We start from the raw sequence: 14,455 nt of genomic DNA on the forward strand, positions 1-14,455 counted from the left end.
TAAACAAATCAAAATATATATTAATTATAATTAATTGTATTCTAGGGTTATTTAAATGAAAGATAGAGTAATATCACAAATATGACATTTATATTAACTTCTTTACTTGCTTAAATCCTCAAGAAAGCGTATCAATTTAAAGGGTTGTTGAAAAAACAATCGTTATCTTTCCGCTTAAACTTAGAACGTGAGGGTTGTCTAAATATGAAAAGACAGAAACGAGACCGTTTAGCTAGAGCATTATCGAAAGGTTATCAAGCTGGTATTCAAGGTCGATCAAAAGAGCAGTGTCCTTATTTCGCGATTGATGCACGCTCCCAATGGCTTGGAGGTTGGCGACAAGCGATGGAAGATAGGCCGAGCCTAGTAAAATAAATAATCCATCATCGTTATACAGATACAGAGTCTTTTTAACATGAACTGTATTGCTAGTATGTATTGCTAGTATGTATCACGAGTATCTATACGATAATCAAAAAGAGGATTATTGAATTTATTCCTATGAAAAATTTATCCATAGGACAATTTGAAAATAGATATAGATAGATAAACAACAACATTGAATTTAAACTGTTTCCCCAATACGGTATCGTTATTGGGGAGCAGTTTTAACTTCTTGTTTTTTTTATTAATTTTAAAATTCACCCTATGTTGAAGAAAGCCTGCATATCTTGTTCAACTTTTACCATTGACAGTTTTAGCTGATTATCGGGTAGATTTTTTATATCTGGATAATGAGGCGGACTTGTTCTCGCCCCCTGTAATCGAAGAGAAATAAGTAATAAATTATTTTTGTATTTATTAATCATATCAATAACATTCTTTTTATCTTCACTTGCCAAATTATTTTTAATATTATCAAACTGTAGCAATAACTTATCATAGCTATAAATAATATTTTTTAATGAAAAGAATATTTCCTGTGCATGCTGATTAAATTTATCATGCGAACTTTCGTTATCCATCCACGTGGGTTCTATAGTTACGAGGGAAATAAGATCATTACATTCAAATAACTTTATTGCGATATCTTCTCGTGTGATAGAAGGTGGCTTAGTGGCTGTAGGATTCCATTCTTTTCTTATTAGATCAATTATTGAAGCAAGTTTGCTCATAATAATTGAGCCTTCTCTTTCTGGTGCAATAAAGCTTTGGATAATACTTCCCAAAATAATACCTAAAATAATACCAATTATCCGATCACGTACATCAACGAGTTCATATACTGGGCCTGAGGTTTCTAATAAGGCTAAAGAGAAAGTATAAGCTATTTGTATTCCTGCATAACTGATATTTTCCTGTCCTGTAGCTACCCAAGCTGCAAGGAAAAAGACTGGAATAATTAATATCAATAAACCAAAAATAGAATCTAATTGGTTAGTAATAAACATAATAGAAAAGAGTGCTAAAGCACCACCAATTAAGGCACCAGATAAACGCAATATTATTTTACGCTGAACATTCCCTAAGCCAGGTTGCGCAATAATAAGGCAGCTCAACATAAAAGTGCTTATCCCATTCCAATCAGTTAAGGTATAAATAAAATAACTGAGCAAAACAGAGAGTAATGTTTTTAGAGCAAATACAATATATTTACTATTGGTAAATGCATCATCGACTAAGAAACTCTCTTTAGGTGGATTTACTTTTTGCAGAATTGATTCAATTTCATCTTCACTATGATAATTATTGGCATCTTCGATGTAGTTTTTTAATGTAAAATAAATTTTATTTAAAATTGCATTATCAGTTAGTTCTAGATTGATAATATGCTGTTCTAATGGTGTTTTATCATCTAACGACGTTTCTAAAACATCTAATATATCTGAGAGCGCCATGGCAAAATTTTTATCTTTTGCATTATCAAACTCACTAGGTAAATTAGCTGATAATGATCTCAACTCTGATATTATCGTGATTTTATTGACATAATACTGCTTATCAAAATCATCACCTTTATGTCGCATGATGCTAAATTTTAAATATTTATACATAGCTTGTAAATCCATGCCCGCTTTAATCATATTATGATCGTCAGGTGTTGAATTTACAGAAGGATTAAGACAGCGATTAACAATATTAAGCTGATAAAGTAAAAAATCTCGTAATTGTTTTTCTGGCTCAACTGGGAGCAATAACGTATTTACAATTAGTGTAACAACAATTGTATAAATAACGGCAACCCACACCCATAATATCTCTCGTGTCAGTAATTCTGCATTTGGTGCTACATCGACTAAAGATTGCGCATATATAACAACGATAGAAATAATAAAAAATAAAATCCCCACTTTTGTTGTTCTCATCAGAAATAAACTGACAAGAAAAACCAGTGAAGAAAATAATATTCGAAGAAAGGGGGAATGCCATGTGACCATGATGATTAATAAGCTTATTAGTATTGCAGCCGTTCCTGCGATAACAAATAAAATACCGATAATCTTTGTAATGACCACGTTAGTCTGTGTTAAAAAGAAAACAACGATAATGCATAATGGAATATAAGGAACCTGTAATGTTAGAGAAATCAAAACAACCAGCACGCAAGATACAACAGTACGTGCTGTTTGATTTCCTCTACCAGGATAAGGTAGCAGGCTATTATGAATCCTATTAAACAATGTTTCCTTCATTATTTATCTATACTCCCATTTATTTATCGCGATAAATAATAGCAATAGAGGATGCACCAATACGGAATAAATTAGGATCAGGATTGATAACCCGGATTTTCACAGGGAATCGCTGAGAAACGTGAACCCAGTTAATGGTACGACTAACAGAAGGTAATCCATCTACAGTTCTTGCATCTTGTGTTGGTGCAACACCATAGCTCACAGAATCAACAATACCTTCAAATGATTTTCCTGTATCACTCATGATAAATAAACGAGCTTTAGAACCTTCGTGTATCCCTTTCAATTCGGTTTCACGAAAGTTAGCGACAACAAACCATTGGCTAGTATCAATAAGCGTCATTATGGCTTGAGAAGGCGATACATATTGGCCGACAGTTGTTTTTAATGAAGTCACTCGGCCATCAAATGAAGCACGGACTTCAGTATATTTAATATTGAGTTTTGCTTTCTCGATAAGTGCAGATACTTCTTGGCGTTGAGCTTCTAATGCCTCAATACCATCAATGGCTAAAATAGCTTGCTGAGCTTGTAATTGCATCGATTTATACGTTGCTTCATCACTATTTTTCTTTGTAAGGGCAAGGTTTAATTCATCTTTGGAAACATAACCTTTTTTCGATAAAGGCAATTTTCTATTATAAGAATCAGCAGACTGCAAATATTGAACTCTTGCGCTTTCTACTTGTGCAGCAATAGCATTTGCATTCATCTCTTGAGCACTAATAGAGCGTTTAGCCAGCTTTATTTGCTCATCTAAAGTAGATAATTTAGCAAGATTATAATTTAAATCATTCTCATACATTTGAGCATCAATTCGATAAAGTAAATCACCTTTTTTAACGAGCTGATTATTTTCAACAGGCAATTCAATAATTCTGCCTGTAATTTCAGGAACAACACTAACTGTATCTGCATAAACATATGCATCATCAGTACGAGGCGCATTATTCACGTTCCATAATACAATCCATAACACAAGGAGTGTAATTAAAAGGAGTAAAACGCTATAAAGTTTACGTAGCAATGGCATATTTTCACCCTTTTATTTTGGAAAGAACGCTAACCAAGTTAACATTGCAATCAATGCCGTAATACATGGATAAACAATCAGAACAGGATGCAACAAAAATCTTAACTTTGTTTTAGATAAGATAATGTGCACTAATACCATACCGATAATCCCGATGCCTGAGCACAGTAACCAATCAGGGAATGAGGCTCCAAACATGACAATAGAAGGTGCTGGAGTGCACCCTGTTAGAAGACCTATTATTAATACGGTTTGTATTATTTTTTTTATATTATTCATAGGATCCTATTTTCTTTCTAGTATGAGTTTATTTTAAGTTTTTTTATTAAAAATAAATCGTTAGGCCTATTATTACATAAAAGATCACCTGTTATATATATGTAAATTAAATAAAAAACAATTTATTGCAATTGAGATATTTCTTAGGGTGTTTTTATTAATAAAGATTAGCACTTTGTAACATTAAGAGACAATGTGATTACTATTATTATTTATTCACTGACAATTATTTAATAATAATAGAAGTTTAAGTAAATATAACTAATTTTTGATTTGGATATTTATCAGTGAAATAACATTTTATATATCAACATCGTTGTTATTTCTTCTAATAACATACTGGAAATAATATAGAAAAAATTGAGAGATAGAAATAAAGAAAAGTTAGAGCTAGAAATAAAAAAGCCTGATTTATCAATCAGGCTCTATAATGTAAAAGTAGATTAAAATGCACTTGTATCTTTAAATAAACCCACTTTTAAATCTTTGGCAACGTAAATGAGTTTACCATCAACATATACTTCACCATCAGCAATACCCATAATTAGTTTACGATTGATAACACGCTTGAAATCAATTTTATAGGTGACTTTTTTCGCTGTTGGTAATATTTGTCCGCTAAATTTTACTTCGCCTACACCTAGTGCACGGCCTTTACCTTCACCACCAAGCCAGCCAAGATAGAAGCCAACAAGCTGCCACATCGCATCAAGACCTAAGCAGCCAGGCATAACAGGATCGTTAACAAAATGACAATCAAAGAACCATAATTCAGGTTTGATATCAAATTCTGCTTCGATAAAGCCTTTATTGTGAGAGCCACCATCTTCAGTCATTTTAACGATGCGATCCATCATTAGCATATTACCAGAAGGCAGTGGTGGGCCATCTTGGCCAAATAATTCACCACGGCCTGAAGTAATGAGATCTTCTTTTGAATAAGATTCGCGTTTATCAACCATTGTCTATATAGCCTTTATAAATTGTAAGTTAACAGAATAGCTTACACTTGTACGCTGAACAACTCCGATCACTTAAAATTTTATTATCGGAATAAACGCAAAAACCAAGGTAACTTAGGTCTGTCTTGATTGTTTGCGAGCGTTATTCTATCATGAATAACAGCTAACAAGTGTTCACTTGTTTGTCCTTCCTCACTTTGTTCTTCATAGTAAGGCTGTCTAGTAAGCAATGTTATCGCTTCTGCTACGTGAGTGACAGGCCAAATATGAAACTTATTTTCTTTTACGGCTTGCTGCACATTTTCATTGAGCACGAGATGACGAACATTTGCAAAAGGGATAATCACACCTTGCAATCCCGTTAATCCTCTTTGCTGGCAAATATCAAAGAAACCTTCGATTTTTTGATTCACCCCACCAATAGGTTGTACCTGACCAAACTGATCAACTGCACCTGTTATGGCAATTTGTTGGTCTATAGGCTGTTGAGCCAGAGTGCTTATTAACGCACATAGTTCAGCCAATGACGCACTATCGCCATCAACTTCACCATAAGATTGCTCAAAAACAACAGAAGCACTAAATGGCTGAGGTTGCTCTAAGCGTAACTCTGCATTTAAATACGCTTGCATGATCATCATACCTTTTGCATGAATATTGCCACCAAGCTCTGCTTTACGCTCTACATCAATAAATTCGCCATCACCAATATGTGCAACACATGTAATTCTTGTAGGTTCACCAATGAGATCAGGATAACCAGGATAATCTAAAACAGAAAGACCGTTAATTTGTCCAATGATTTCACCTTCAGTTTGGATCATCACTTGACCTTGTAAAATTTCATCACGGCTACGCTCTAATAGATAACTATGGCGCCATAAACGATTTTCTTGCGCTTTTTTAAGTGAATCTGCACTGAGATAAGAATCACGATTAAAACGCAGTCCATCGCGAAGTTGGCGTAAAATCCACTCGATTTCTAATGATAAAATAAGTTGATCTTCATGCTCTCTTGCTGCCTGAGTAAGCAAAACTTGCCAAGCATCATCAGATAAGAAAGGAAGGCGATATTTTTGACAGAGCGCATTAATGAAACCACACCATTGTGCCAGAGTGTCTTCATCTTCGAGATACATGTCGTATTCATATTCGCCATATAAAGCTGAACAGGTGAGTTCAGGCTCCATAAATTCAAGTTCTTCTAAACTTAAGCGATCACCAACTAAAATAATACGTAAGTGAAGTGGCATACCGTCAATAGGTAAAGGTAGGGCTTGATTATCATTCCATACTAGCCACTCAAATCGTTGTTTCTCTACCATTTGTTTAAGTCTAAACCACATTAATGGTTGAGCTAACAATGTCTTAATTGATAAAAGTAAAATACCACCATTTACCTGATGTAATAAACCAGGGCTGACAGTAACTTTATCTTTATGAGTATAAAATGAGCCAAAAAGTTGTTCTGGTTCTATCCATTGGCAATATGCAATCTGCTTTGAGGAAGAGAAAGTGCCTTGCACATTCTCTTGCCAATAGATTTTGTTTGATTCGACTTGATAGGTACCAACAACAGGATAAGTTTTAACTTCTGATTGTTGTAGCGTATCGAGAAGAACATCAAAATAGGCAGCAGAATCATCGGCTTTTAACAGCATAAATTGGCCAGCATCTGCATTGTTTAACCATTGTAAGCTTTCATACAGACGTGGTTGAACCTCTCTTAAGAGAGATATAGGCAGTTGAGATGCTGTTTGAAATAAAGTCTGATAGGCAGCGTAATCAGGGCGTAACACCTGCCATTCTAATTCGTTATTTTTCAAGGTTACCGTTTTTATTATTGGTTAGTGAAAAGGGGATTATCATGATATCTAATCACTAGATATCCATCCTGCATTGACGGTTATATAACGTCATTAAATATATTGGCAGGGAGCTTTATCGCTAATCGCTTAAAAAAACCTATAAAATTACGTATTAGCTTCATCTAAGCGACGTTCGATTCTATCACAACATGCTGAGAAAACTATCCTTAATCGGGACATGTTGTTTACCAAGAAAAAGTGAGTTTAAAATGAGTGGTTGCAAAATAATCAATTATTTCAGATCAAATAGAGTATTTTTGTGAATTTATTGATATGCTAGCAAATAGTTACGTTGTCACGGGGTTTTGTATGAAATATCAACAATTAGAGAATCTAGAATGTGGCTGGAAATGGGCATATTTAGTCAAAAAGCACCATGAAGGGGAATTAATTACCCGCTATATTGAAAAAAGTGCCGCAGATGAAATTGTTGAACAATTATTGCTCATCGAATCGCAGCCAACGAAAGTATTGGAATGGATTGACTTACATATGAACCCTGATTTGTCCAATAGAATGAAGCAGACCATAAGGGCAAGACGCAAACGCTATTTTAATGCAGAACACCAGCACACAAGAAAAAAATCCATCGATCTTACGTTCAAAGTTTGGCAACGTTTATCCGCCTTATCACAAAGGCGAGGTATCACATTATCTGAAACAATAGTACAACTTATCGAAGATGCTGAGCGTAAAGAGCAATATGCATTAAAAGTAAATAACTTAAAAGATGAACTTATTGGGTTATTAGGAAAAGATAAACAAAAATAAAAGTTGTTTCTGACTGTGTAATCTCTAGTTAAGTGAAGAAATAAGTTATTTTAAATTTTATATTGGATAGCTTTTGTAAAAAAAGCTCGCAATTAATAAGGTAAGAATATAGGCCTAGAAGCTAGATAAACAATAATCCAAATAATAAAGAAAAAAACCTGCCAATAGGCAGGTTTTTTAGAATTCATTAACAGTAGAGTAAACTACTATTTGAATTATTGTGCAGCTTGTTGGCCAGGTTGAACAACAACTTCTGTTGTACCTTGGATTTCAATTTCTACACGACGGTCTGGCGCTAAACATTCGATTAGAGCTTTACGAGCTTTAATGTTGTCACAAGTATTGCCAGTAACTGGGTTTTCTTTACCACGACCTTCTGCAGCGATGCTGTTTGCAGGGATACCTTGGCTTACCAGGTAATCAACTACAGATTGAGCACGTTTTTCTGACAGTGGCAGGTTATAGTTTTGAGAACCGATACGGTCTGTGTAACCAACAACTAAAACACGACCTTGAGTTGGGTCGATGTTAGCTAATTCTTGATACAGTTCGTTCAGAGCTTGCTGACCTTCTGTTTTCAGAGAAGCTTTGTTGAAGTTGAACAGAACATCAGAACGCAGAGTAAAGGTTTTGTTCTTAACAACTGGAGCTGGAGTAACAACTGGAGCTGGTTCTACAACTGGAGCTGGAGTTTCTTGACCGAAACGGTAAGCAACACCAACACTCAGCATGCCGTTGTCTGGACGAGCATTCAGAGTACCTTTATCACCGATGTTGTTGATCCATTGGTATTCAACACGAGTAGCGATGTTTGGAGTGATCGCGTATTCAGTACCTAATGCGAATACTGGAGAAACACCAGTGTCGTTTTCAGAGAAACGTCTTTGGTTTTCAGATGAAGTTGCGTTAACAGTTGCAGATGAATCTGCACGCCATACCATAGCACCTAAACGAGTATAAGCGTCTAAGTCTTCCATTACTGGATAGCTTAATTTGGTGGTCAGTTGAACGCCTTGAGCTTTGTATGCACCGTTGTTGTATGAACCTTTATAAGTCATACGACCTAACCAGTCATAACCCAGTTCAAAACCTAAGTATTGGTTGTACTGATAACCAGCGAATGCACCAGCACCTAATTGGTCACGGTGAGTATTGCCGTTACCGATAGAAACTTCTTTATTGAAGCCTTCTGGTTGCCATTGGTTACTTGTACCTTGGTATTGAGACCAACCTAATTTACCACCGGCATACCAAGTATTGTCTTTTGGAGCTGCTTGCGCCACTGTTGCGAAAGCTGCAACTGCCACTGCTAATGCGATAGCTGTCTTTTTCATTTTACGCCTCGTTATCATCCAAGTTAGGCATTTGGCTTTAAGCCTTATTATTTGCCCTTGGTTAAATTATTGTTAGGAATCCGATGCTTTCATCAAATGATGATCTCAATTTTTGAGATTTAAAGCATAACCATAACGTCATAAAGTCTACAATGAACTTAAAAAGTTACAAGTATCCCTTTAAAATTCCACTTATATTTTTAAAAAGATCTGACTAAATTCACAATGGAAAAGATATTCTCTTTTATTTTGTTTTAATGTAACTTAATGATTTTTATCAAAAAACTTTATAACTTATCTTAAATGATAATAGACCTTTATGAGTATTAGGAAAACTCTTAAATTTAACTAATGGTAGTGATTTGAGTGAATTTTCACGGAATTTAAATGTCGGTTAGATGTATTGCTGTTTTCTATATGTGAATTGTTACTATTTTGTTGGCGCATAATAAAACCCAATGTTTTACCTTTATGAGCAGCATATTCTAACGTTTTCATCTCTTCTGCTGATATTTCTGGTAACCAACCTAGCACTACACTGTAGTTTCCACTCAGCAATGCTTTTTCCATAAGATCGACGGTTGTTATTTTATGCTCTTGATTTAATTGTATAATCTTATCAAGTGGCAATCCTGCTTCTTTTAGCCAAGAGCGGTTTAATTTTTGTTGTGGATTAAGCCACAATAACCAACGTGATTCATTGCTATACTGCTTTAATAAAGGAAGCAATATATGGTTAATGATAAGAGGGTCTTGATAGAGAAGTTCACTAATCATGCCTGCCTTATTATTTACCGCTGATGATATTTTGGTAGACGTCATAGAGAGAGGTAATACCTCATTTGAAATCTCTTGGAGAATACTATTTTGTCTTATCGGAGATGTTGTTGAGATTGCCATAAATTACCTCGCTCTAAATGTACTGTATACATATACAGTATATCTAAATTTTGCTTAAATCAAGCTCAATTTTTGAAACCCGATCTCAAAATTTATGAAAACTACGCTTTTTAGGCGGTTAGTCATTGGCTATTTTAGCTAAGTTATTTATTGTTTTCCTCGTCATGTTTTATACATGTTTTTGAATTCAAAGATAAAAAGTTAATATTAATTCTAGGCTTGGAGTTTTAATGTCAATTTTATCTGAGCAAAGGAAAGCTCATTTATTATCGCATATAGCGAAATATGGAGAGTTAACAACAAAGTCTCAATTTGGTGGTGTTAGCTTAATGATTGATGAAATTATGCTCGCCATAACATCTGATAATCAATTTTATTTAAAAGGGAGTGGTTTTTTAGAAACACTTTATAAAGCGACAAAAATGAAAGCCTATATCTATTCAAAGAAAGGCTCTCCTATCACCTTACGTTATTATTTAATTACAGAGAGTTTATGGAATGATTCAAAAAAATTGAACCATTTTATTGACTTATCATTCCACTACAGTATGCAGGAGTTTTTAAAACAACGTAAACAACCTAGTCGCATAAAGGATTTACCTAATCTAGGTATTTTATTAGAAAAGAAATTAAACCAAATTGGGATTAACAAAGTAGAAGAATTACGTGTAGTAGGTGCTAAAGCATGTTATTTAAAATTAAGGCAACGTTATGACTTAAAAAGTAGTGAGCTACTTCTCTCTCTTGCGGGTGCAATAGTCGGATGTCATCGCTCAGTTCTTCCTAACCAATTAAAAACGGAGTTATTAGATTGGCATAACGAAGTTTCTGTTTAATTAATCAACAATGTTTTTTTGCATTATTTTAATAAAAGTATCGGTGTTTTCTCTAATGTCGATTAAGCATTAAAGAAAACACCATTTATATATTGGTAATTTAGACTAGTGTTTATCAGAATGAGAGTGAGAACGATGTACTAATTCATTCTGTTCAATTAATTGAATGAAACTCACTATTTGAGGGAGTATATCAAGCAATAATCTAATTTGTGTTAACACTAGTTGAACATGTCCATCTTGTGTATTGTCTTCATTTGATAAAGCATTCACTCTATCAACTAATTTATCATGAGAAATTATAAATGTTTTATCTGCTGTTTTTTTACGGCATAAGGCCGCATCGATATAGCAAACGGTATCATTAAGTAGAGTTAGCACTGCGTGATTTTCAATTTTATTACGATGTACACCAAGAGCAGAAATATAACTTAATAAAGTATGATTTAAGCATAATAACTGGAAAGCTTCTTCTTGCGAAGTTTGATAGCTTTTAGGCTCTGATGCCATATTGGATATAAGCGATGCTAGTTCTCCATCACTACTATGAGCATTACGACGAGCTATTCGATAGCTTAGGCTATTATCTTTTCCTTGATAATACTGAATTAAAATAGCGTCAAGGTAATAACAGTTATTTGTCATTGTCTTTTTTATTACCACAGGTAATTGACGGAATTTCCAATCAGGCCAAATAAAACTAACGGCAAACCATGCAATGGCACAGCCAATTAGCGTGTCGAGAATACGCGGTAAAGCAACATCATAGCCTTCACCTAATAAATTAAAGCTGAGTAAAACAAGCAACGTAATAAAAAGAGTGGCGTGTGCATATTGAATAGTTCTAAAGGCAAAAAATAGCGTTCCTGTGATAACAATCAAGACTAATTGGCCTTCAATTGAAGGAACAAAATAGAGGATTGGAAAGCCGATTAAAATTCCTATAATTGTACCACTAACACGTAACGTTAATCGTCGCCGTGTTGCATTGTAGTTAGGCTGACAAACAAAAAGGCTAGTCAGTAATATCCAATACCCTCTCTCTAAATTAAAGCATTGAATAATGATATAACCAATACATAAGACAAGAGACATTCTCACAGCATGCCTAAAGAGTGGTGATTTTGGCGTCAAATGTTCTTTTATTCTTAATGCAATATCTCGCCACCCTGTTAAACCATCATCAGAAAGTTGTGTTTCCTCTTTTTGGTCATGAGATATTTGATTTTGTTCTGTACTGATGCTGCTTAATAATGCATCAATACCTTGCAGATTTTGCAGTAAATTATATAAAGGCGTAATAATCTGAGGTTCGTTTGTGGTTTTTTTTAAATAATTTAGTGCATTTTCTAAATAGTTAATCGCACGCTCGAAAGCAGGGTTATGAATATATTTTTTATGCCAGAGAATGGACTGTGCAACTTGCTCACAAGCTCTTGCTTGCATTGAAAGTAAACGCTGAAAACGAAAGAGTACATCACTATGACGTAGTTCATTGCTGAGTAATTGATATTGTACATGAGAAGAACTAGCTCTTTCATGAATATCTTGAGCAACAAAGTAATAGTGCAATGTAAATCGACTACTACGCTGACCTCGATCCCCTTTTAGACGACTTAATAATGCCACTTTAGTTTGGTTCATTACCTCAATAAGCTGGCTGTTAGCCATTACCAAACTATATAGAGATTGCTGATGGTCTTCTTGTATGTCAGGATCAAAAAGAGTTGCCTTGGCTTCAAGGTAAGAAGAAAGCTGTTGATAACAACGGGTTAAATTATCTTGAACAGGGCGAATAGGGAATAAAAGATGACCAATTAATGTCAATAAATTATACCAAACAGCCCCAAATAATAATAAAACAGGTTGCTCATACCATACAGGAAAAATAGACATACCTAGCATGGTATAAATAGCAATCAATAATGCGCCAAATGCAATAGTGGCATAACGTTGCCCTAATGCGCCTAATAAAATAAATCCCCAAGTTGAAAAGGCTAATCCAAAAAAGAATAAGATAGGGTAGGGATAAAGTAATCCTATTGATGCTGATGCGATAAAAAAACAACAAAGAGTAATAACAAGATTTCTTAATCTACCAACAAGCCTATCATCTAAGTCAGTTAGCGCAGCTGCTACTACACCTAATGTAAGTGGTATTGTATATTTAGGATCTTGCCCTAATATCCATGGGAATAAAGTCGTTCCCGTAAGTGCGATTATTATGCGAATATAATATAGAAAGTGGCTATTATAGATAAATCGGCGGGCGCCATTTAACAAAGTGAACACAAATTGCCCTTAAAAAAACAAGATAGAGATATTTGGCTATAGAATATAGCGTTTGTCACCGATTAAAAAGAGCTTAACAACAGACAATTTGTTATTTATTGCAGGAATCATGTAATGGAACTGAAATCGACCCCAATGGGAGAACGTTTAGCACAACATCCCTATAATAGAGTCAAATTGTTAAATGCGGGTATTGAAGTCAGTGGTGAAAAACATCACTACTTAATACCCTTTAATGAATTAATTGATATCCATTGTAAAAAAGGGATAGTTTGGGGCGAATTAGAGTTTTTGCTACCTGAGAATAAAGTCGTCAGGTTGCATGGAACTGATTGGGAAGAGACTCAAAAATTTTATCGTTATCTGTACCATTCTTGGCAAAGTTGGAGTCAAGAAATGAGCGAAATTAGCGCCCAAGTATTAGAGAAACAGATACGAACCATTAACGATATCATCAGAGCTGACCATTGGATAAAAAAATCCAACCTCAAGCATATTCAGCAATCTATTAACGATAGCTTTTCAGCTATTCCTTTGCCTATAGAAAGGCTATCTCAATTTGAAAATTGTAAAACAGATTATCAATATTGTCTGCAATGGTTGAATCAAGGGGATAAATTAATTTCGCAAGAAAATTCCCAATGGGTAGATAAAATCATTGAAGAAAATGCTGACTTTTTTAATACCATTGAATCCTCACCTTTAAATATGTCTCAAAGTAGGGCGGTGGTTAATGGTGAAGACAATATTCTTGTTTTAGCAGGTGCAGGTAGTGGTAAAACATCAGTATTAGTTGCTAGAGTTGGCTGGTTACTTCGTCGTGAATTAGCACAACCTGAACAAATATTATTATTAGCGTTTGGACGAAAAGCTGCACAAGAAATGAATGAGCGACTTTCAGAACGTTTGCATCTTGATATTACGGCAAAAACATTTCATGCACTTGCTCTGTCGATCATTCAACAATCAACCAAAAAACAGCCTAAAATAAGTGAGCTGGAAATAAATAGTGAAAAAAGGCGCTCACTTTTATTAAACGAATGGCGAAATCAATGTCAGCAAAAAAAAGCGCAAGCTAAGGGTTGGAGAGAGTGGTTATCTCAAGAACTTGAAACTGAAATTCCAGAAGGTGAATTTTGGCATGATAAAAAACTAGAGAATAAAATAGCCATAAAACTAGAACGCTGGATAAATTTATTAAGAATGCAAGGCGGAAGTCAAAAAACAATTATTGAAAGCATTAATGATGAATATGTTGAATCCTTTAAAAAATCACTAAGACTGTTAGCACCATTATTAAAAGTATGGAAAGTAGCGTTAAAAGAAGAAGGCGCTATTGATTTTTCAGGTTTATTACATGAGGCGATTAATCTTATTAAAAAAGGGAAGTTTATCAGCCCTTGGAAGCATATCCTTATTGATGAATTTCAAGATATCTCACCTCTTAGAGCTTCATTAATCACCGCGCTAAAACAGCAAAATAAACAAACTTCTTTATTTGTAGTTGGTGATGATTGGCAGGCCATATATCAATTTAGTGGTGC

Annotated in this window: 12 protein-coding genes; 4 read left to right on the forward strand and 8 right to left on the reverse strand. The window is 34.5% G+C overall.

Annotated features, from left to right (window positions below; genetic code table 11):
• Positions 1-204 precede the first annotated feature (204 nt).
• On the forward strand, positions 205-375 hold the full coding sequence (gene rmf / locus M983_RS14340; RefSeq protein ID WP_066752370.1) for a ribosome modulation factor: 171 nt from the start codon (positions 205-207) through the stop codon (positions 373-375).
• Between the two features lie 266 nt (positions 376-641).
• On the opposite strand, the gene M983_RS14345 is transcribed toward rmf, so the two are convergent.
• The 5 genes from M983_RS14345 to M983_RS14365 all read right to left on the reverse strand — a co-directional run bounded on the left by M983_RS14345 (position 642) and on the right by M983_RS14365 (position 6,736).
• Entirely contained in the window at positions 642-2,633 is a 1,992-nt protein-coding gene (locus tag M983_RS14345; RefSeq protein ID WP_066752373.1) for an FUSC family protein, read from the reverse strand.
• Between the two features lie 19 nt (positions 2,634-2,652).
• Complete coding sequence (gene mdtN / locus M983_RS14350) at positions 2,653-3,669, reverse strand: multidrug transporter subunit MdtN (RefSeq protein WP_066752376.1); 1,017 nt, start codon at positions 3,667-3,669, stop codon at positions 2,653-2,655.
• Positions 3,670-3,681: 12 nt separating this feature from the next.
• Positions 3,682-3,948: a YtcA family lipoprotein gene (locus M983_RS14355; protein WP_066752379.1), complete on the reverse strand. Its 267-nt coding sequence runs from the start codon at positions 3,946-3,948 to the stop codon at positions 3,682-3,684.
• Positions 3,949-4,391: 443 nt separating this feature from the next.
• Positions 4,392-4,910 (reverse strand): bifunctional 3-hydroxydecanoyl-ACP dehydratase/trans-2-decenoyl-ACP isomerase, encoded by a 519-nt coding sequence (fabA, locus tag M983_RS14360; RefSeq protein ID WP_066752382.1) that lies wholly within the window; start codon positions 4,908-4,910, stop codon positions 4,392-4,394.
• Positions 4,911-4,993: 83 nt separating this feature from the next.
• Entirely contained in the window at positions 4,994-6,736 is a 1,743-nt protein-coding gene (locus M983_RS14365; RefSeq protein ID WP_066752384.1) for an AAA family ATPase, read from the reverse strand.
• 351 nt (positions 6,737-7,087) lie between these two features.
• Between M983_RS14365 and matP the strand changes: the two genes are divergently transcribed.
• On the forward strand, positions 7,088-7,549 hold the full coding sequence (matP, locus tag M983_RS14370) for a macrodomain Ter protein MatP (protein ID WP_066752386.1): 462 nt from the start codon (positions 7,088-7,090) through the stop codon (positions 7,547-7,549).
• 215 nt (positions 7,550-7,764) lie between these two features.
• Here matP and ompA read toward each other — a convergent pair whose 3' ends face one another.
• Positions 7,765-8,883 (reverse strand): porin OmpA, encoded by a 1,119-nt coding sequence (gene ompA / locus M983_RS14375; RefSeq protein ID WP_066752388.1) that lies wholly within the window; start codon positions 8,881-8,883, stop codon positions 7,765-7,767.
• Between the two features lie 348 nt (positions 8,884-9,231).
• Positions 9,232-9,783: an SOS-induced cell division inhibitor SulA gene (sulA, locus tag M983_RS14380; RefSeq protein ID WP_066752391.1), complete on the reverse strand. Its 552-nt coding sequence runs from the start codon at positions 9,781-9,783 to the stop codon at positions 9,232-9,234.
• 230 nt (positions 9,784-10,013) lie between these two features.
• Between sulA and M983_RS14385 the strand changes: the two genes are divergently transcribed.
• On the forward strand, positions 10,014-10,619 hold the full coding sequence (locus M983_RS14385; protein WP_066752394.1) for a TfoX/Sxy family DNA transformation protein: 606 nt from the start codon (positions 10,014-10,016) through the stop codon (positions 10,617-10,619).
• Between the two features lie 105 nt (positions 10,620-10,724).
• Here M983_RS14385 and yccS read toward each other — a convergent pair whose 3' ends face one another.
• Complete coding sequence (gene yccS, locus M983_RS14390) at positions 10,725-12,911, reverse strand: YccS family putative transporter (protein ID WP_066752397.1); 2,187 nt, start codon at positions 12,909-12,911, stop codon at positions 10,725-10,727.
• A 114-nt stretch (positions 12,912-13,025) separates the two neighbouring features.
• Between yccS and helD the strand changes: the two genes are divergently transcribed.
• A partial coding sequence (gene helD / locus M983_RS14395; protein WP_066752400.1) for a DNA helicase IV occupies positions 13,026-14,455 on the forward strand: 1,430 nt, incomplete at its 3' end.

Origin of the sequence: Proteus myxofaciens ATCC 19692 (assembly GCF_001654855.1) — a bacterium.
Lineage (GTDB): Bacteria > Pseudomonadota > Gammaproteobacteria > Enterobacterales > Enterobacteriaceae > Proteus > Proteus myxofaciens.